Source organism: Rhodococcus sp. 1R11 (genome assembly GCF_004563845.1).
Classification (GTDB): Bacteria; Actinomycetota; Actinomycetes; order Mycobacteriales; family Mycobacteriaceae; genus Rhodococcoides.
The window spans coordinates 60545-80469 of the sequence record NZ_SPNG01000008.1; the positions used below are offsets into that span (position 1 = coordinate 60545).

A 19925-nucleotide genomic window follows, 5' to 3' on the forward strand; every position below is an offset into this window, starting at 1 on the left:
TTCAGCCCTTACCGGGATGGAGCGTGCCGCACTTGTCGCACGTGCGAGCCTCTTCGCTCTCGTAGAACTCGACGAACACCGGTGGGAGGTCGGACACGATGTCGCGCACCTGAAGTTCGACCTCATGAATTTTGTGGTCACATTCGAGGCAGTACCACTGAAACTTCTCGAGGGTGCCTTCTTTTCGGACACGTTCGATGACAAGGCCTATGGAGCCGACGGTGGGACGCTGAGGCGAGTGAGGGACATTCCCCGGCAGCAACCAGGTTTCACCCTCACTGATGTCGACGCGCTGGGGGCCGTCGTCAGTCATGACGTTGACGTGAATGTCTCCTTCGAGCTGGTAGAACCACTCCTCGTAGGGGTCGAGGTGGTAGTCGGTCCGCTGGTTGGGGCCACCGACGACCTGCACGATGAAGTCGTCTCCCAGCGCCATCGTCTGATTGTTGACAGGCGGCTGCAAGAGGTGGCGGTTGTCGTTGATCCACTTGGTGAAGTCGATGACTGGAGGAATTGTGGTCATGGTGTGGTCTCCGTTTCGTCGGATTCTGGGCGCTTCGCGGCGGGCACGTACGCCACGCCGGAAATTTCGATGAGCAAGTGTGGGTGTGGTAGTTGATGCACTGCCACAGTCGTTCTGGTCGGACCGTCTTCGTCGAACCACTCGGCGTACACCTCGTTGTATCCACCGAAGTCGTTCATCGACACCAGGTACGAGGTGACCTGAACCAGATCACCGAGAACCCCGCCCACTTCCGCGAGGATCGACTCGATATTTTCGATGACTGCACGGGTCTGCTCTCGAATGTCGAGGGCCGTTGTCCCCATCTCGTCGACCTCGACGCCGGCAAAGGTGTTGTCGGGCCGACGCGAACTGGTGCCAGAGACGTACACGAAGTCACCGACCACCTTGACGTGCGGAAACTTTCCGCGCGGCTTGGCCAGCTTCTCGATGACCTGCGCGCCGCTCATTGCCTCACACCGATCACTGTGACGGTCCCGAGGCCGTCGATGCTGCACTGCGCGACGCCCTCGTCGAGTCGCACAGCTGCTGTGGCAGCGCCGGCCAGAATTACGTGACCCGCGCGCAATGGAATTCGGCGCCGTCGAGCGATGTCGAGCAGTGCATGGAGAGCGCGCGCTGGATCGCCCAGAATTGCTTCGGTGGAACCGAGTACGGTCTGGTCACCGACTTCCATCCGCACGGAACGGTCTGCGACGTTCTGTAGCGGCAGCCATCGTCCGATCACGTAACCGGCCGCACTGGTGTTGTCCGCGACGACGTCGGTGTAGGTGAAGCGGAAGTCGCGGTAACGCGAGTCGATGATCTCCATCGCCGGAGCCACCGCGTCGACGCAGGCTTCGATGTCGACGTTCGGATCGTCGATATCTACGTCTTTCGACAGACGGTAAGCCACTTCAGGTTCGATCTTGGGATGGATGAATTCCGATAGGTCGATTTCGCCGCCGTCATTGACACACATCGCGTCGGTCAACTGGCCGACGATGACCTCCGAGACGCCCATCTGCGCCATCTTCGCCTCGCTCGTGAAGCCGAGTTTGATGCCCACAATCGATTCACCACGCTCGGTGCGTAGTTCGAGGAGCTCGTTTTGGATCCTGTAGGCCTGGTCGATATCGATGGTGTGATCGTCGGCGAGGCTCGGGGTGTCGGTGCGTCTCTGCTGTGCGTCGTCGAGGCGACGTGCAAGCGCGGTTTCGGTGCCTTTCAGGGCTGTCATGACGCCTCACTCATTTCTGCACATTATTTGCGGTTTCGATATTCACAGCTGCACGCACACATTCGTGGGTTCGGTGTAGAAGTGCAGCGAGGACTCGCCACCTTCACGTCCGATGCCCGACAACCCCATACCACCGAAGGGTGATCGCAGTTCGCGTGTGAACCACGTGTTCACCCATGAGATTCCGACGTTCATCTTCTGCGCGACGCGGTGACCACGACGCAGGTCGTTGGTCCAGACGGAGGCTGCAAGGCCGTACTCGGTGTCGTTCGCCAGAGCGATCGCTTCGGCTTCGGTCTCGAACGGAATGAGCGCTGCGACGGGTCCGAAGATCTCCTCGCGCACGGTGCGATCCTTGTTGGTCAGGCCTGTCCATAGAGTAGGTTCGATCCAGGATCCGCCGGACAGGTCCTGCCCGAGATCCGGAATGCCCCCGCCAGTGAGCACTTTCGCGCCTTCTTGCTCAGCGATTTCGAAGTAGTCCATGACCTTCTTCCGGTGCGCCTGCGAAATCAGGGGACCGGTGGTCGTATCGGCAAGCGTCGGGTCGCCGAGACGCAGTGCCGCTGCCCGCTCCACGAGCCCGCCGGCGATGTCATCGAAGATGCTTCGATGCACGTATACCCGTTCGGTACACAGGCAGACCTGGCCGGTATTGGCGAACACCGATTTGGTGAGGCCGGTCAGCGTTTCCTCGATGTCGACGTCGTCGAACACAATCGCGGCGTTCTTCCCGCCGAGTTCGAACGAGACTGGCCGAACCCGCGGCGCAACGGTTTTCATGACATTCGATCCCGTTGCCGAGGAACCTGTGAAGGTGACTCCGTCGATACCGTGGTGTGTGGTCAGAAACTCCCCGGCGGAGTTTGCGCCGAACCCATGCACGACGTTGTAGACGCCGCGGGGCAGCCCGACTTCTTCGAGCACCTCTGCGAGTAGGGACGCCGTTGCCGGCGTTTCCTCGGAGGGCTTGACGACCACGGAATTTCCGCACGCGAGAGCGGGTGCAACCTTCCAAGTCAGCAGAAGCAGCGGCAAGTTCCACGGAACAATAACGGCGACAACTCCGAGCGGCTTGCGGATCGCATAGTTCAGCGCCTGTTTGCCCCCGGCGAGGTCGGTGACGAAAGATTCTTGACCGGCTGCGGCGGCGACGTCGGCGAAGGTGCGGAAGTTCGTCAGGGCACGCGCGACGTCGAGTTCGCGTGCCTGCGTGATCGGCTTACCGGTGTCCGCCATTTCTGCGGCCACGAACTCCTCGAAACGCTCCTCGATCCGGTCGGCGGCGCGGCGCAGCAATGCCGTTCGCTCTCGGACAGGCGTATCGGACCAACCGTTGTCCAGGGCGCGTCTGGCGGAAGTCACGGCCCGGTCGACCAAAGCTTTGTCGGCCTCGTGGACCCGCCCGAGCACGCGGCCCGTTGCGGGGTCGACTTGATCGAAGCTCGAAGATTCGTCGGGTTCGACATAGGAGCCGTCGACGTAATTGCGAATCCAACCGTCGAATTGTGAGGCCATGTTATCTAGTTTCCGCTCTGTCACGTGTCAAAAATCGTTTGTGTCCAGATATGCCGCCTATACCCTGAACGTAGGCGACGCCTGCAGGGCAGTTGTTCTCGCCGCTCCCGCTTTTGGTGCCGGCTCAGCGCCTTGTGGGCTGACCGCTTCGAGATGGGTCCGGGTTGTCTCAATACTGATACTTGACCCACATTCTGACCAATGCGACTTTCTCGTGCAGCTATCCCAGTCTTGGTATGTCAACTTGCAATACGCGAGTCTGCACTTGGGTACCCGCCATGCTCAGGCTGCTAGCCGTGACGTCGAAGAGCGGTGCAGTTGTTCTGAACTGGGTATGGCCGCGCCTTGCGCGCACCACCAGTTTCGATGGCCATAGAAGTAACGCACCGCGGACGCCCGACGGGCGTCCGCGGTGCGTCGCTATCGAATGACGGGCACCGTTACCGACATCGTGCTTGTTCACTTATTGCATGTTTTCGCATGCGGTGGCGACATTGGTTCGCGCCGTGCGAGGGACGTCGCCTACACGGTGTCGCCGGCCAATCGTTCACCGAAGAGGAAAGCTTTTCCTGCGGAGTAATGACTGTTCACGCTCAGATGCTCGGCAAAGCGCGCGTCGCCTAGTGCCGCTGCCGAGTCGGCGGCTGAGCGCCACTGCACATACTCGACTATTCGATCGCTCCGGAGGTCGCGAAAGAAGCTCGCCGAAACGAAGCCGTCGAGATTCTTGATGTGGTCGCGCGTCTCGCTCTCGTTGTACTCGCCGACCCACCCTTGTTTGCCGCTGACGGGTGTCATTTTGATGATCTCGGTCGCCAACTCGGCCTGATAGCGCACGGGGTCGACGTGAGTTGACGCGTCTGCCGTCACCGTGGCGCTGAACTGGTAGATCCCTTCGTCTATCAGGAGGTCGTCGACGAACTCGCTCTTGGTTCGAGCGCGACTCAGTTCCGTGGAAAACGCCTCGGCCTCGCTGCTACTGCGCCAGAAAAGAAACCCCATGAGAAGTTCGGTGTCGGTGGTGGAGGCCGGACCGAGCGCCCGGCCCTGCGCGAGCCAGATCGTTCCGCCATACCCGGGCAGCGGCCGCGCAAGCGCATCGGTAGAACTCACGAGGCCAGCCCATTGTGCCGCTCCGTCGCGCGGGGCTGCGTCAGCACTGATTACAACGGCAAAGGGAGACTTATCGAAGCTGACCTCGTGCATGTCAATTACCCACGATTTCCCGGCACAAGATCATGGTCATGGTCGTCAAGCAGACCAGCAGTGACGTCGAGCTCGATGTCGATCCGATTGCCCGCCAAGACTCCCTGTCGATCCAGCGGAACGGGGAAGCGGACTCCGAAGTCCTGACGATTGACCTGCCCTGTGGCAAGAAATCGAACGTTGTAGCGTACGTTGGCGTCGCGCTCGAACCTGAGCTGTGTCACCGCCAGCACTACCGGGCGAGTTACTCCGCGAACGGTGAGAGAGCCGTGGACTCGAACTTCGTTGCCACTGGGTTCGATCGAGGTCGAAGTGTAGGTAATGGCTGGGTGGTTATTCGCATCGAACGGGTCCTTGGCGAGCGTTCCCTCATCACGTTTGGCATTGAAAGTATCCATCGACCGCACTTGGACGCTTGCCTGGACGGCAGTCTGGGTGACATCGGGACGAGTGACGATCTGGCCGTCGAACTCGGTGAACACACCGTGCACTTTCTTCGCGATCAAGTGGCTGATCGAAAACTTGACCGCACTTCGCTGTGGATCTATCACCCACGTGCCCGTCATGTAATCGCCGGATACTTGCGTCATGTCTCTCTAGCCTCCAAGTCGTGTACTACGAATGTATGTCCGTCGCATCCGAGCGTGTCGATCGCTGGACCCGAGTAATTGTCGGCAGCCCGGAGACTGCTGAGCATCCGCCCTCGATAGTGCTCGTACAGCAATCTCACCTTCCTCGGGATGGAGGGAGGGCCGCCGCTCGCATGGATACGCGTCCTAAGGACGGATCAACCGATCCTCGGGAATCACTGCTATCGCTGTAATTTCGATCAAGGCATCCGCTTGCCACAGGCCAGTGGTTCCGATTCCGGCCATCGCCGGATAGACCGGCCCGGCGAGTTCGCGCCACACGCGTCCGATCTCCCGGCCGTGCGCCTGATAGTCGGGAATGTCGGTCAAGAAAATCGTGATGTTCACCAGGTCTTCGGGTTGTCCACCCGATGCGGCCAACGTGGTCAGAACATTCGAGAAGGACTGGCGAAATTGTTCCACTATCCCGCCGGGGACGATGTTCATGTTTTTGTCGAGGGCTGTCTGCCCACCCAAGTAGAGCGTGTTGCCTGCCAGCGTGCCGTGCGAGAAGCCCTTGGGTGTCGGCAGTTGAGGCGGATTGACAGTGTGGTGGGCCATGAGTGGTCCTTCCCGAAGGTCGCCGGATCTGTATGTTGACAACAAGTATTGCGCACTTGCGACGATCGTGCAAAACTCAACACACGATCGGTCGGAAGGATTTGGATGAGGCTCGCGACACTCGAACTCGACAACGGGGACACCGTTGCAGCGGCGGCGTATGCAGGCGGCTGGGTGGCTCTACCTGCGCCGTCGTTGTCCGAGCTGCTCCGCACGGGCTGGACTGCGCCCACCTCCGGTGTTGTGGAGGGCCCGCAGGTGGCCGGCACTCTGGTCCTTCCGCTGCCGGCACCGACCAAGGTGATCTGCTGCGGATTGAACTACGGCGAGCACATCGCCGAGACCGGTCGTGAGCTGCCGACCCACCCGACGTTGTTCGCGAAGTTCGCCGACTCTCTCATCGGGCCGACGGACGACGTGGTGATATCAGGGGACGTCAACGCCGACTGGGAAGCCGAACTGGCTGTGGTCGTGGGCCGGACGCTGACGCGCGCTTCGCGTGCCGAGGCAGCCGAAGCGATCTTGGGCTACACCGTCGCGAACGATGTCTCGATGCGCGATTGGCAGCGCCGCACCCTGCAGTGGTTTCAAGGAAAAGCCTGGGACGCAACGACTCCGGTGGGCCCGGTCGTGGTGACGGCAGACGAAATCGACCCGACCGCGGGGATCACGATCACGTGCCGGGTCAACGGCGTCGAGGTCCAGCGCGACAGCACGAGCACATTGGTGTTCGATTCTGCGGAACTCCTCTCGTACATATCGACATTCACAACTTTGCGTGCCGGTGATCTCGTACTCACCGGCACTCCTGGTGGAATCGGCATGGCTCGCGAGCCGGCCTGGTTCCTCGCCGATGGCGACGTCCTCGAAACGGAGATCGAGGCCATCGGAACCCTCACCAACACAGTCCGGGTCGCCGAGCCGGCCTCACCAGCAAGGAGAACAGCATGACAACCCAGTTCGATTCCAACGCCGGATACCGTCTGGAAGGCGACAACTCGATCTACGCGAGCGCAGGTGGTCAGGTTGTTCCTGTCGTGACCCGGGCCGGCCAAGAGGACGGCCGCACCGGTCAAACGGAGGGCGCTGTACGAATCTCGGGCGTCAGTCCGCAACACACACCGGCCACGAAGATCTGGTACGGAAAGGTCAGCAACGAACCCGGATATCGTTCTCTCGCTCACCATCACGGGGAGGCCGAGACCGGTGGTTACGTCCTCTCGGGTCATGCCCGCATCTACTTCGGCGAGAACTACTCGGAGTACATCGACATGAACGAGGGCGACTGGGTCTTCGTGCCGCCGTTCATGCCCCACATCGAATGCAATCTGAGCCGTACCGAGCCGTTGCATTGGCTGACCACGCGAACACCGGACAACATCGTCGTCAATCTGCCTGAGGTGGATGATGATTCGCTTCGTGACTGGTCGAACCGGCCGTGACGCAGTCGGTGGCGACCTCCGCCATGTTCACCAGATGCGTGTCGTTGGCCGAAGTCGAGCCTCGTCGAGCCGACCTCGGGTTCACCGCGCACACCCAGGAGTGTCCGTGGCCCAAAGCGTACGGCGGCGACATGGTTGCCCAGGCAGCAGCCGCGGCCATGCGTTCGGTGTCCGACGGTAAGTCGATGCACTCGATGCACTCGTATTTTTTGCGGCCCGTCGACATCGATGCAGAGGTGCATTACGACGTCGAGGTGATTCGTGACGGTCGCCGGTTCTCCACCCGGCAGGTGCGCGCATATCAGAACGACAAAGTTGCCTACATCGGCACGGTGTCCTTCGCGGCCGGCGGTCGTAGTGGGTCTTTGAGCAGCGCAGTGCCCGCGAATGTTCCGGCGCCCGAATCGCTTCCGACGTCGGCGCAATACCTGGCAGACCATGCCATCTCGGACGAGAACACGATGACCACGGTCTCGAAGGACTACTGGTCGGCGGGACGTAGCTTCGACATGCGGCACGTGCCGGGTCCGATCTACCTCGATATCGAAGGCGGGCGAAGCCCGCACCAGGCCATCTGGGTGCGCCCCTTCGACCGGTTACGTCCGGTGGACGGTCTGTCCGATGCGCAGAGGGACCTCGCCGCGCTCGCCTACGTCTGCGACTACACCATCCTCGAGCCGGTACTTCGTGCGCTGGGTCATCCGTGGGCCGAGAAGGGGCTTGTCACAGCCAGTCTCGATCATGCGATGTGGTTTCACCGCATGCCCGAGCCGGGGACGATGGACGGATGGTTGCTCTACGCACAGGAGGCAGTCGCCGCCGATCGAGGTCGCGGTGTCGGCCTCGGCAAATTCTTCACCCCTGAAGGAATCCACCTGGCCACCGTCGTCCAGGAGGGCATGATCGATGCCGAGACGACAGGAGCCGGGCAATGACCGCGGACACAGTACAAGCTCTCACCCCAAGCGCACACGTCGACACGTTCGCGCGAGACAACCTCCCGCCCGCCGAATTGTGGCCGATCCTCGAATTCACGACCCCGGAACTGCAGTATCCGGAGCGGCTCAACGCGGGGGCCGAGTTGATCGAGCGCGCTGTCGAGCAATTCGGCGAGCATCACCACGCTCTTCGCACCCCAGCTGGAACAGCCTGGACGCTCGGTGAACTCCGAGACCACACGCACCGGATCGCCCGGGTGCTCACCGAGGACCTCGGACTCGTTCCCGGCAACCGCGTCTTGCTGCGTTCGCCGAATACACCGATAGCAGTCGCGGCATGGCTCGCGATCATCGAAGCAGGCGGCATCGCAGTTGTGGTGATGAGCGCGCTTCGCTCCCGCGAACTGGCACCGATCGTGGCCAAGACACGCCCGGTCATCGCACTGGTGGACTCGCGATTTGCGCACGATCTGCACACGGTGCGCGACGAGGGGCATCCCGAACTCGTGGTGGTTCCCTTCGGAGGAGACGCGTCCGACGATTTGATGGTTCGTTCGGCAGTCAAGCCCACCGACTTCGTGGCCGTGGATACCGCAGCAGACGACGTCGCGCTTCTGTGCCCGACATCCGGCAGTACCGGAACCCCCAAGATCACGATGCACTTTCACCGCGATGTGCTCTCGATAGACAACACGTTCGGCAAACACGGCCTCGGCTTACGGCCGGACGACGTGGTCGCGTGTACTGCACCGATGGCGTTCACGTTCGGCCTGGGGATGCTGGTGGTGTTCCCGTTGAGAGCTGGTGCCTGCGCTCTGCTCACCGAAGCGGTGGCACCCGCGGAACTCGCCGACGTGGTTCGTAGCGAGGGAGTTTCGGTTCTTGCCACCGCCCCCACGGCGTACAAGCAAATCATCAAGGCTGGGAAGATAAAGCAGCTGGCCGATCTTCGGGTCGCAGTCAGCGCAGGTGAGCACATCTCGGCGGGGGTGTGGAACGGCATCCGAGACGCCGTCGGTCTGGAGATCGTCGACGGAATCGGCGCCACAGAACTGCTGCATATCTTTCTGTCCACCGCCGCGGCGAGTGAGATTCGCGAGGGTTCGACAGGTAAGCCCCTGCCTGGCTATCGGGCCGAGATTCTCGGTGACGACGGCGAGCCGGTGCCAGCAGGCATACCGGGTCGACTGGCGGTGATCGGTCCGGTCGGGTGCCGATACCTCGCCGACGATCGTCAGCAGGAGCGGGTGGAGAACGGTTGGAACGTCACCGGTGACACCTTCTACCGCGACGAGGACGGCTACTTCTTCTACTGCGCCCGCACGGATTCCATGATCGTGTCCTCCGGTTACAACATCGGCGCGCCCGAAGTGGAGGCGTGTATCGATATGCATCCGGACGTCGTGGATTCGGCCGTCGTCGCCGAGCCGGACGCCGAACGCGGCCAGATCGTCAGCGCATTCGTGGTACTTCGCGCGGGAGTTGCCCACGATGCCGCGGCCATCAAATCCATTCAGGATCACGTGAAAGCGGAACTGGCACCGTACAAGTACCCCAGAAGAATTCGCTTCATCGATGCTCTGCCGAGGAATTCCAGCGGCAAGCTTCAGCACTTCAAACTTCGCGAAACGATACAGGAGAACACACCATGAGGATTGCCATCGTGGGTGGGGGCCCCGGCGGTCTGTACTTCGCCGCCCTCGCCAAACAACTCGATGCAGGTCATGTCATCGACGTATGGGAACGTAATGCGCCGCAGGACACGTTCGGCTTCGGGGTGGTGTTCTCGGACGAGACACTCGGCAGTATCGAAGGGGCCGACGCCGTCGTCCACACCGAGATGGAGCGCCGCTTCGCTCGCTGGACGGACATCGATGTCGAGATCGACGGCCGCTCGTACACGGTGGGCGGGCAGGGATTCGCTGCAATGAGCCGCAAGGAACTACTGGCCATCCTGCAGCAGCGCGTGGCCGAGTTGGGCATCGAGGTGCAGTACAAGACTCATGCACCCGATACCGACGTTCTGCGAAAATCCTACGACTTGGTGCTCGCCTGCGACGGGATAAATTCCGCTGTCCGTACCCGCTACGCGGATGCGTTCGGTCCGACGCTGGACCGTCGCAACAACAAGTACATCTGGTTGGGCACCGACAAAGTGTTCGAGGCGTTTCAATTCCTCGTCAGGCACACCGAGTTCGGGACGATGCAGATCCACGGCTATCCGTATTCGGATCAGGGTTCGACGTTCATCGTCGAGATGCACGAGGATGTCTGGCGGCGGGCCGGTTTCGACGCGACCGAGGACCAGCAACTCCCACCCGGAGTATCCGATACCTATGCAGTCGATCGGATTCGTGAGATCTTCGCGGACGATCTCGGCGGTCACGATATTCTGACGAACAACTCGAAGTGGTTGTCGTTCCAGACTGTTCGTAACGAGCGATGGTTCGACGACAACGTGGTGCTGCTGGGCGACGCGGCGCACACAGCCCACTTCTCCATCGGATCGGGAACGAAGCTCGCGATGGAGGACGCATTGGCTCTGGCCGCTTGCGTGCATGAACACTCCAACATCCCCGACGCTCTCGCTGCTTACCAGGCCGAACGAAAGCCGGTGGTGGAAAGTACCCAGCGGGCGGCGCAGGCTTCGTTGGAATGGTTCGAGAACATCGGCCTCTACGCCGATCAGGAAGACACACAGTTCGTCTTCAATTTGCTGACCCGCTCACGCCGAATCACGTTCGAGAACCTCGGTGAGCGTGACGACGAGTTCGCGGCGCTGGTGCAGCAACGGTTTGCCGACACCGTTGCGGGTGGAAACGCGGTCGAATCAGCACCTGCGATGTTCCAACCGGTGCGCATCGGTGAACTGGATTTGGTCAACCGCATCATGCTCTCGCCGATGGACATGTACTCGGCGGTGGACGGTCTACCCGGGGAATTCCATCTCGTCCACCTCGGATCCAAAGCACTCGGTGGAGCAGGTCTGCTCATGACCGAGATGGTCTGTGTATCGCCGGAAGCGCGGATCACGCCGGGTTGCCCGGGGCTGTGGACCGACGAACAGCGCGGTGCCTGGGCTCAGGTGACGTCGTTCGTGCACGCACACAGTGCTGCGAAAATCGGAGTGCAGATCGGTCATTCGGGTCGCAAGGGCTCGACGAAGCTGATGTGGGACGGAATCGACGAACCGCTCGAATCGGGCAATTGGGAGCCGATCGGACCGTCGCCGCTCCCGTACGGCGACGGATGTCATGTTCCACGTGAGGCAACTCGCGAGGACATGGATATCGTGGTGGCCGATTTCGTCGCCGCGGCCGAGCGCGCCGTAGCCGCCGGTTTCGACCTCATCGAAGTCCATGCGGCGCACGGATATCTGCTCTCGTCGTTCCTGTCTCCGATTGCGAACGTCAGGACCGACTCCTACGGCGGAAGCCTGGAGAACCGCTTGCGGTTCCCGCTCGAGGTCTTCGATGCAGTCCGACGCGCGGTTCCGTCGAGCTTCCCGGTCTCCGTACGTATCTCGGCGACCGACTGGGCTCCGGACGGAAACACGGTCGAAGATGCCGTCGAGATCGTACGGGCGTTCGTCGAACACGGTGCAGCCGCCATCGACGTGTCCTCTGGCCAGGTGACCAAGGAGGAGAAGCCGGCGTTCGGACGGTCGTATCAGACTCCGTTCGCCGACCGCATCCGTCACGAGGTGGCCGCGGCCGCGGGAGTGGCCGTCATCGCCGTGGGAGCGATCTCGTCGTACGACGATGTCAATTCCATTCTCCTGGCCGGCCGAGCCGACATCTGCGCACTCGGTCGACCGCACCTCTACGACCCACAGTGGACACTGCATGCTGCTGCAGAGCAGGAGTATCGAGGACCCGGAGCGCAATGGCCTGTCCAGTGGCGTGCAGGTCGGCGCCGTCCGCCGACCTCCCGCACCGACAAGGTCCCGCCTCGCCTGTCGCTGCTTCGGGACGGTTCCGACAACTCCGCCCACGTCCGCTGGCGCCCGAGAAGTACAGTGCCCGCATGACTTTTTCGCTGACAGGCCGGGTCGAGTGGGTGGACACCGATGCAGCAGGCATCTACCACAACAGCACAGTCATCCGGTTCGTCGAATCTGCCGAGGCCGCACTCGTTCGCGAGTGTGGCCTCGTCGGCTATTTTCCGGTAGTCCCACGAGTGCGGTACGAGGTCGACTTCCACGCACCGCTGTATTTCGGCCAGCAGGTCACGACGGATCTCGATATCGCGCACTTGGGGTCGTCGTCGATGCGTTTCGAGTTCTCTATCTGGGGTGAGGCGTTCGAGGGGCGAGACCGATCACTCGCGGCGAGAGGCTCGTACGTGACGGTGCACATCGACCGCGCAGTCGCGGGAGCCGCTGCCGCGCCGTGGCCGCCGCAGTGGCGAGAGGTGTTGCAGGCTCTGGTGACGGCACCTGCCGAGCCCGTTCAGGACGCGAGAGTCCGAGACGGGCTCAGGCCGAACTCGGCGCGATAGCGCTGGGAGAACCGACAGCGGTGGAGGACCTGCCCGACCGACGAGCACGCCTCGTCCAGGTCGGCTGTGGCGAGCACCGGATGACGGCGAAGCAGAGGGGACATGACGGTCCTCACCTTCCGGGCAGTGTGACCTCTTTGCACAGCCCGGAAGGTATCGCGAGGATATTCAGTTCAGTGGCCTTTGAATGCCTCTGCGAGCCACCACGCTCCGCCGTCAGCGGCGATTTTGGCGTCGATCACCATGACGCCGTCCGGTGCTGAGGCCCATCGTCGTACTTCGTCCATGTCGGCGAGCGTACGTACCGTCACGCCGCGGGCACCGAAACCTTCTGCTATAGCGGCGATGTCGATGTCGGGGAACGTGACAGTCGACAAATTCACAGCGTCACCATCATGAGGGAGGTGCTCGAAGTGGTGAACCTCCGCACCGTAGGCCGCGTCGTTGTACACCGCGATCAGCAGCGGACGTCCCAGTCGGACAGCGGTTTCGAGTTCCGAGATGCCCATCATGAAGCCGCCGTCTCCGGTCCCGATCACGGCGAGGCGATCAGGTTGAGCCAACGCTGCTCCGATGCCACTGGACAGCCCGAGCCCGATGGATTGGAACGCCTGCGTGAAGCAGAAACCCATGTGGTCGGGGACGCGTAGATACGTCGACGGATATCCCATAAAGTTGCCCGAGTCGATGGCTACCACTCGTTCTGCGGGCAGTATGTCGTCCAGGGCTTTGGTGAACGGGCGCGGATCGATGGTCTCGGACGTGGACAAGTCGGGAGTCTCGGTATCGTTCCACCAGCGCCGTACGGAGAGTTCGGTGGATACTTCCGGAGTCCGGTATCCGTGGCGCGCCTTGGTGTTACGAGTCAATTCGGTGAGAACATCGATCGCAGTGGTTGCACAGTCGCCATGGATTCCAAGGTCGATGGGGCGATGTGCACCGAGTGCGGAGGCGGTGTCGTCGATCTGGACCACTCGTGCATCCGGCCCGATGAGGGATCCGTGTCGCATCGTCCACATGTTCAGCGCGCATCCCCACCCCACGACGAGGTCTGCGTCGGAGATCAATTGCGCGGTCAGCGGAGCCGAGAATCCGCCGGAGATTCCCAGATCGAATTCTTCGCCTCTGAACAGGCCGTTTGCGACGGCAGAGGTCGCCACGAGCGCCCCGGCATGCTCGGCCAGGGCCGAGATCTCCGGGCCCGCAGCGCGACCGCCACGGCCGGTGACGAACACCGGTCGCGACGCCCCTGCGATGAGGGCTGCGAACTGTTCGACCGCAGCCTGTGCCGGACGCACCGGCTCGGGAGCCGAGGGGGGCGCGACGGTGCCGGCGTGTTCCGGTGCGGGAGCGGACTGTACGTCGAGCGGCAAATTGAGCACCACGGTGCGACGGTCGTGCACGGCGGTCTGCCACGCTCGGGTCACGTCGGCAATGGCGGTCGCCGCCGAGTGCACACGCTCGGAAACGGCGCCGACGCTGCGGGCGAGTGCGTCTTGGTCGATGCGGAAGTTCGACAATCTCGACGATGCCGCGACGTCTGCGGCCAGCACGATGACGGGGGTGCGGCTCTTGGCGGCCTCGCCGATGCCGGTCATCGCGTTCGTCAGCCCACAACCCTGGTGCACGCTGACAATCGCGGGTAGCGCTGCAAGGCGGGCGAATCCATCGGCCATCGACGCAGCGCCTCCTTCGTGGCGTGCTGCTGTGTAGGGGATGCCGCGTGCGATGAGGGCGTTGGTGACGTCGAAGTTACCGCTACCGACGACACCGAAGATGTGGCCGACGCCGAGATCGGCGAGCACGTCCGCTACCAGGTGTGCAACCGTGCGCGTCATGCCGGCACGAACGCGAGAACACGTGCAGGAGAGCCGGTTCCGCCGACAATCGGGAGGGGGGATACCACGAGTACCGCGCCTGCGGCGGGGAGTTGATCGAGGTTCTGCAGTTGGGTGACTCCGTACTTGTCCGCACCGAGCAGGTGGTGGTGGACGGGGAACATCGGTTCCATCGCGGCCGCTTGGCCGGCGTCGATGCCCACTGTCTCGACGGCGAATCCGGAGATTGTCGACGCGGCGAGCCACTGCGCACCTGCCACCGATACGCCGGGAGTGTGTGGGCCGTCGTCGTCGGCGTTGAGGAATTCTTCTGCGTTCTGGTTTCGAGCACTCCATCCCGTGCGGAAGACCAACCACGCATTGTCCGGAAGGGGGCCGTTCTTTGCTACGAACTCGTCGAGGTGGGCGGGCTCGAGCAGGAAATCCGGGTCCGAGGCGACCTCGGCGGTGAAGTCCAGCACGACGGCGGGGCCGACGAGTCGCGACGGGGGAATGGTGTCGACGGTGTGACCGTCGCGCCCGGTTGCCCAGTGGGCGGGCGCATCGACGTGAGTGCCGGTGTGCTCTCCGGTGTGGATGTTGTTCCATCCCCATCCTGGGCCTGCATCGTCGAAGTCGCTGACGGGCTCGAGGGACAGTGAGATCGTGTTCGCGAACGGTGCGGGCAGCGCCAGCACCGGTGTCGTGGACGACAGGGGAGCAGTGAGGTCGACGATCCGTAGCGCGCCGTTGGCCAGCTCGGTCAACAGGTTGGTGAGTGTCGAGGTTGTCGCTGGAGTGGTCATCGGTCGAGCCTTTCGTCGGTTCTGTCGAAGTTACTGTTCGGGCTAAGTCGAGATCTCATACCCGCAGGCCGCGCTGCCGTAGACGTGGCAGAACCGCGCCTGGTGACCGAACACCGCTACGATATAGCGTCTGAGTGACTCCCGTCATCATTTCGATGTTAATTTCTCGATAGCTCTGCGAACGCGATCGACACTGCGTGTGCGACGAGATGGCGCGAGTAGTTGCTGAGCAACCAGGTGGCCCGAACCGCCGCCGAGTCCGGGCCCGGGGTGCGTGAAGGCACCGATGTGAAACAGTCCGTCGATGCCGGTGCGGTGGCCGGTGCCGGTGCCGGGGCGCCAAAGCAGCGATTGATCGATTTCGGCCGCACCGCCGTAAGGATCGCCTGCGACGGCGTTGGCGTTCGCAGCCGTCAGCGCGGTCGGCGGGATGGAATACGCGTGCAACACGGTCGAACGTAGACCAGGTGCGAAACGCTCGATCGAGTCCAACACGCGATCGACGTACGCTGCCGTCGTGTCGGTATTCCACGTACCGTCCGTCGAAATCGACCCCGCAGCATCACCTTTCGGCGCAAACGGCAGCTCCTGTAGTTGTACCCACAAAGTAGCCTTGCCGGTCGGAGCTCGGCTCGGATCGAGAACGCACTGCTGGCCGACGACGATCGTGGGATCTGACGGTAGATAGCCTGATTCGGCTTGTGCACAGGCGATTCCGGTGCTCGACGCACCGCTTCCGATGTGCACCAGCGGCACATCGTCCAGTCGCGAATCGGACCACCGAACGGGACGGTCCAACGCAAAATGCAGTTGCATTGCAGCACGGCCCGGGCGATGCCGGTCGGCGGCGCGTCGGCCTGCAACAGGAACGGCCGAAGGATCGAGCAGGTTGTCGTAGAGTCTGGGCGTTGCTGTCGATGCCAGTACGGCTCGCGTCGCCGACAGTCTCTCGTCGGCCAGTTGCACGGCAACGGCGCGACCGGACCGAATCTCGATGTGCTGCACGGCTTCACCGAGTATCACCGTCACCCCGCGCTCGTTGAGCACGCGGGCGAATGCGGTCACGAAATTGTCCGCACCACCGGTCACCACAGGAAGTCCGGCCGCGTGCATAGTAAGAGCCATGATCGGCAGCATCAGCCCGCCGGTCGCGTGGTCGGGCGACAGGCCTGCATGCAGTAACCACGGAGTCCAGAGTTGGTCGGCCTCGAAACCACGAAAGCGCTCACGGATGAGCGCGCGTCCGCTCTGTGCCGAGACGCGTAGCATGTCGAAGCTGGCGTCCTTGCCGAGTGCGCGCGCCATCGATGTGCCCAGGCGAGCGAGATCGAACGGCCGCAGTTCCGAGCCCAAGGCACCGAACACATGGGGGGACCAGGATTCCAGATCGGCCAGCATCGCTGCGTACGCCACTCGATCGTGTTCGTGCTCGAAGCTCTGGGCGGTTTGCGTTGGGTCGCGATGCGCCACTGCTACGCCCCGATCCGAGACCGCGCCCGTGACAGCTCCGTCGGAGTTGGAATACGCGAGGCCATGACGGTGCAGGTCGTCCCCGAGAGTCGCGTATGCGCCACCGGTGACGAACAAGGGGTGCCAGGAACTGAAGGTGTCGTGGACGAAACCGGGACACGTCAGCGGATCCGAGGCGATGAATCCTCCGAGCTTCTCGCGCTCGTCGACGAGAGCGACCGACCATCCCGAGCCGGCAAGTTCTGCGGCAGCGACCATCCCGTTGATTCCCGCACCGACCACAACCGCGTCGAACGTGCGGGTGCTCACCCGTGTATCCGCTTCTCGAGTATGGTCATGGTTCCACGGTAGTCACTCGGGTTCACCGGAAAAAGCTATTGCTTCGCCCTCATCGGCATCGACACGTTCATGCCGAGCGGAGGTCTCCGCCGACAGCGGCGAGAAGTGTTGCAGCAGGAAGGCCTCGGACTCAGACCATTTCGGCGGCGACATCGTCCCAGGAGGTCTGCTGTGTGATCAATCGACGATATTTGAGTAGATCTTTCGCCGCATTTACGCCCAAGGCCGCCACCAGTCGGTCCTGTCGACCATAAAGTGCAACCAGCGGTGTTTCTTGCAGCGAACCAGAGACAATCCGTACCGAGTCGGCTCCGGCAACATCTCCGTAGAGCTGGAACCGAAGGTTGTACTGATCGGACCATACATACGGGACGGGAGCGAAAGTGCGATACTCGCCAGTTGCGATCGCACGCCCAACCGCAGCCCCTTGCTCACTGGCATTTGTCCAGTGTTCGATGCGCATGGTGCGGTCGAAGAGGGGATTGGGCCAGCAAGCTACGTCACCTGCGGCGTATATGCTCGGCCCTGCTCGAAGCCTGTCGTTGCACATGACGCCGTTGTCGAGATGGAGTCCGCTGCCTGCCAGCCACCCGACGTTCGGCGTGACACCTACCCCCATGACAACCAGGTCTGCTGCTACTGACGACCCATCGGAAAGGGAGAGTCCGTTGGCCCGACCCAGACGGCTGGTAATTCCGTCTACTCTCACGTCGGTGCGTACGTCGACGCCGTGACTACGGTGCAACTGAGCCGACCACTGCCCGATCTGGGTCCCCAACACGGCGGACATCGGTGCCGGTCCGGCTTCCACTAATGTCACTCGACGGCCTAGAGCCGTTGCAGTAGAGGCGATTTCAGCACCGATGAAGCCTCCGCCGACGATAGCAATATGGTCTGATTCTGCAAGGTCTTCAGCCAATCCGATGCTGTCGTCCAACGTGCGCAACACATGGACACCCTTCAGGCCTGCACTTCCGGGCAGGCGCCGCGGGGTTGCTCCGGTCGCGATGACGAGTGAATCGAATTGGACCGCGCTACCGTTGTCGAGATCCACCGTGCTTTCTGCCACGTTCAAGGCGGTTGCACGCGATCCGAGCCTCAAATCAATGCCGTCGAGTTGCTCTTCAGCGCAAAGCATCGCGCCTTCGGCTGAGAGGAGGCCTGCAAGAACATCTTTGGACAGAGTGGTCCGGTCGTAAGGCAGCCACCGCTCTTCGCCGATCAAGATTACATTCTCATCCTGATTGGACTGGCGAAGACTCTGAGCGGCGGCCAGGCCTGCCCGGGAAGCACCGACAATGACAGTGGCATGGTGTCGGGTCACGCGTCGACCAGGTCGATGACATCAGTGGGGCAATCGATGATGGCCTCGCGGATGGTGTCGATCTCGGACTCGTCAGGTTGTTCTTTGATGAGAACGACCCGGGCATCGTTGTCGTCGAGATCGAAAAATTCTGGCGCGACCAACACACAGTTGCCGCAACTCGTGCACTTCTCTCGCGCGATGGTGATGTACATCAGTTGGCATCCCATTCCACTTGCAGTTTTTTCGGGCCTCGAAATGAGATGTTGGGAGGAAAACTCCATTGTTGTTCATCGGACAATCGAAGTCCGGGCAAGCGAGAGACGAGCATCTCGATGACGATGCGAGCCTCGACACGTGCAAGGTGCTGGCCCATGCAGAAGTGCGCACCCTTGCCGAAGGACAGGTGTGTTCGAGAATTCTTCCGACCGATATCGAAAGTCTCCGGATCCGTGAACTGCTCGGGGTCGCGATTCGCGGAGGCAAGGCTGAGCATGAGCTTTGCTCCCTCCGGAACGTCGACACCTCCGATCGTTGTGGGCTTGGTCGTGACACGTCGCCACGCCACTACCGATGAATCGAACCGAAGAGTCTCTTCGACCGCTCGGTCGATCACACTGGGATCGGCTTGGATCGCAAGGAGTAGCTCCGGTCGCGAGAGCAGCTGGCGCAGAGTGTTGCCGATCAAATTGGTGGTGGTTTCGTGTCCGGCGAAGCTCAGCGCGAAGATCACACTGGTGATCTCGCGGTCATCGAGGGCATCTTCATCGGTCTCGCGTTGGCGGATCAGCTCGGAGGTGAGGTCATCGGCCTGGTCGGACAGTCGTGTAGCGACGAATCGCTCGCAATAGTCCCAGAACAACGACATGTTCGACGCTGCCCGCTGCTGGTACTCCGGAGACGGACGCCCCCAATTGACTTCGAGCTTGTTGTCGCACCACGATTTGAGTTGGTCGGCGTCCTCGGCAGGGAAACCGATAAGGCCGAATACTGTCAAGGCAGGGAGCGGGAAAGTCAGCGCTTCGACCAGATCCGCACTGCCGTTCGAGGCGAACTTGTCGATCAGCTCTTCAGCCCGTTTTTCGATAAGTGGGCGTAATTGCTCAACCCGACGAGGAAGGAACGGGCGTGCGAGACGGAGACGAACTCTGGTGTGCCCTGGAGCGCCGAAATTGGTCAGCACCGGTGTGTTGCGTACACCCTCCGTGAGAATCTGGCGTGCCTCCTCACTCAACGGTGCAAGTGGTTCCTGGGCAATGCGTTCCGAGAAGGTCTCACGGTCGGCGAACACCCCAGCGATATCGGCGTAGCGCGTGACGAGCCAGTAGCCGAGGGATGGCACGTAGTGCACAGGACTCTCGGCGCGAAGGGATTCGAGAGGTCGGTACGGATCGGATAGGTAGTCAGCACCGAGTGGATCGAAGTCGTGGGCCACAGGACACCCCTGGGGCTGCGAGGCGTCAACAGTCATCTGAACCTCCGTGAGTGAATACGATGGCAAGAGGACCACCGGCAGTGTCTTGATTGTCACACCCTCCGCCTTGCCTAAGAAATGCCTATTCGAGTGTTCGATATGCCAGTTGGGGTATAGCCGGCACTTCATTCGCAGGTCGACAGACGCCGGCTGATACAGCGCGAATCTCGCACGCACGCA

Annotated in this window: 19 protein-coding genes; 6 read left to right on the forward strand and 13 right to left on the reverse strand. The window is 61.9% G+C overall.

Annotated features, from left to right (window positions below):
• Nucleotide 1: 1 nt before the first annotated feature.
• The 7 genes from E4P29_RS15355 to E4P29_RS15385 all read right to left on the reverse strand — a co-directional run bounded on the left by E4P29_RS15355 (nt 2) and on the right by E4P29_RS15385 (nt 5656).
• Entirely contained in the window at nt 2-523 is a 522-nt protein-coding gene (locus E4P29_RS15355; protein WP_135046030.1) for a 3-hydroxyanthranilate 3,4-dioxygenase, read from the reverse strand.
• Nucleotides 520-972 (reverse strand): RidA family protein, encoded by a 453-nt coding sequence (locus tag E4P29_RS15360; protein ID WP_135046032.1) that lies wholly within the window; start codon nt 970-972, stop codon nt 520-522. The genes E4P29_RS15355 and E4P29_RS15360 overlap by 4 nt, the downstream gene beginning before the upstream one ends.
• Nucleotides 969-1742, reverse strand: coding sequence for a 4-oxalocrotonate decarboxylase (locus E4P29_RS15365; RefSeq protein ID WP_135046034.1), 774 nt, complete (start codon nt 1740-1742; stop codon nt 969-971). Before E4P29_RS15365 ends, E4P29_RS15360 begins: the two co-directional genes overlap by 4 nt.
• Before the next feature lie 42 nt (nt 1743-1784).
• On the reverse strand, nt 1785-3260 hold the full coding sequence (locus tag E4P29_RS15370) for a 2-hydroxymuconic semialdehyde dehydrogenase (protein WP_135046036.1): 1476 nt from the start codon (nt 3258-3260) through the stop codon (nt 1785-1787).
• Between the two features lie 522 nt (nt 3261-3782).
• Entirely contained in the window at nt 3783-4466 is a 684-nt protein-coding gene (locus E4P29_RS15375) for a hypothetical protein (protein WP_135046038.1), read from the reverse strand.
• Between the two features lie 5 nt (nt 4467-4471).
• Nucleotides 4472-5056 carry a YceI family protein gene (locus E4P29_RS15380; protein WP_135046040.1) on the reverse strand — a complete coding sequence of 195 codons (585 nt, stop codon included), beginning with the start codon at nt 5054-5056 and terminating at the stop codon, nt 4472-4474.
• 186 nt (nt 5057-5242) lie between these two features.
• Nucleotides 5243-5656: a RidA family protein gene (locus E4P29_RS15385; protein ID WP_135046042.1), complete on the reverse strand. Its 414-nt coding sequence runs from the start codon at nt 5654-5656 to the stop codon at nt 5243-5245.
• A 105-nt stretch (nt 5657-5761) separates the two neighbouring features.
• Between E4P29_RS15385 and E4P29_RS15390 the strand changes: the two genes are divergently transcribed.
• From E4P29_RS15390 to E4P29_RS15415, 6 genes are read left to right on the forward strand one after another with little or no spacing between them, the layout of a single operon-like run.
• Nucleotides 5762-6607, forward strand: coding sequence for a fumarylacetoacetate hydrolase family protein (locus E4P29_RS15390; protein WP_135046044.1), 846 nt, complete (start codon nt 5762-5764; stop codon nt 6605-6607).
• On the forward strand, nt 6604-7098 hold the full coding sequence (locus E4P29_RS15395) for a cupin domain-containing protein (RefSeq protein ID WP_135046046.1): 495 nt from the start codon (nt 6604-6606) through the stop codon (nt 7096-7098). The genes E4P29_RS15390 and E4P29_RS15395 overlap by 4 nt, the downstream gene beginning before the upstream one ends.
• A 23-nt stretch (nt 7099-7121) precedes the next feature.
• Nucleotides 7122-8033 (forward strand): acyl-CoA thioesterase domain-containing protein, encoded by a 912-nt coding sequence (locus tag E4P29_RS15400; RefSeq protein WP_135046048.1) that lies wholly within the window; start codon nt 7122-7124, stop codon nt 8031-8033.
• Nucleotides 8030-9688 carry an AMP-binding protein gene (locus E4P29_RS15405; RefSeq protein WP_135046050.1) on the forward strand — a complete coding sequence of 553 codons (1659 nt, stop codon included), beginning with the start codon at nt 8030-8032 and terminating at the stop codon, nt 9686-9688. Before E4P29_RS15400 ends, E4P29_RS15405 begins: the two co-directional genes overlap by 4 nt.
• Nucleotides 9685-12066, forward strand: coding sequence for a bifunctional salicylyl-CoA 5-hydroxylase/oxidoreductase (locus E4P29_RS15410; protein ID WP_135046052.1), 2382 nt, complete (start codon nt 9685-9687; stop codon nt 12064-12066). Before E4P29_RS15405 ends, E4P29_RS15410 begins: the two co-directional genes overlap by 4 nt.
• Entirely contained in the window at nt 12063-12536 is a 474-nt protein-coding gene (locus E4P29_RS15415; RefSeq protein ID WP_135046054.1) for a thioesterase family protein, read from the forward strand. The genes E4P29_RS15410 and E4P29_RS15415 overlap by 4 nt, the downstream gene beginning before the upstream one ends.
• 173 nt (nt 12537-12709) lie before the next feature.
• On the opposite strand, the gene E4P29_RS15420 is transcribed toward E4P29_RS15415, so the two are convergent.
• The 6 genes from E4P29_RS15420 to E4P29_RS15445 all read right to left on the reverse strand — a co-directional run bounded on the left by E4P29_RS15420 (nt 12710) and on the right by E4P29_RS15445 (nt 19922).
• Nucleotides 12710-14374: a thiamine pyrophosphate-binding protein gene (locus E4P29_RS15420; RefSeq protein WP_135046056.1), complete on the reverse strand. Its 1665-nt coding sequence runs from the start codon at nt 14372-14374 to the stop codon at nt 12710-12712.
• On the reverse strand, nt 14371-15159 hold the full coding sequence (locus E4P29_RS15425) for a cyclase family protein (protein ID WP_135046058.1): 789 nt from the start codon (nt 15157-15159) through the stop codon (nt 14371-14373). Before E4P29_RS15425 ends, E4P29_RS15420 begins: the two co-directional genes overlap by 4 nt.
• Nucleotides 15160-15306: 147 nt before the next feature.
• The gene (locus E4P29_RS15430; RefSeq protein ID WP_135046061.1) at nt 15307-16938 is read right to left on the reverse strand and encodes an NAD(P)/FAD-dependent oxidoreductase; all 1632 of its coding nucleotides are present in this window, start codon (nt 16936-16938) and stop codon (nt 15307-15309) included.
• Nucleotides 16939-17098: 160 nt separating this feature from the next.
• On the reverse strand, nt 17099-18292 hold the full coding sequence (locus tag E4P29_RS15435; protein ID WP_135046063.1) for an FAD-dependent oxidoreductase: 1194 nt from the start codon (nt 18290-18292) through the stop codon (nt 17099-17101).
• Nucleotides 18289-18486 carry a ferredoxin gene (locus E4P29_RS15440; RefSeq protein WP_135046065.1) on the reverse strand — a complete coding sequence of 66 codons (198 nt, stop codon included), beginning with the start codon at nt 18484-18486 and terminating at the stop codon, nt 18289-18291. The genes E4P29_RS15435 and E4P29_RS15440 overlap by 4 nt, the downstream gene beginning before the upstream one ends.
• On the reverse strand, nt 18486-19922 hold the full coding sequence (locus tag E4P29_RS15445; RefSeq protein WP_245154348.1) for a cytochrome P450: 1437 nt from the start codon (nt 19920-19922) through the stop codon (nt 18486-18488). Before E4P29_RS15445 ends, E4P29_RS15440 begins: the two co-directional genes overlap by 1 nt.
• Between the last annotated feature and the right edge of the window lie 3 nt (nt 19923-19925).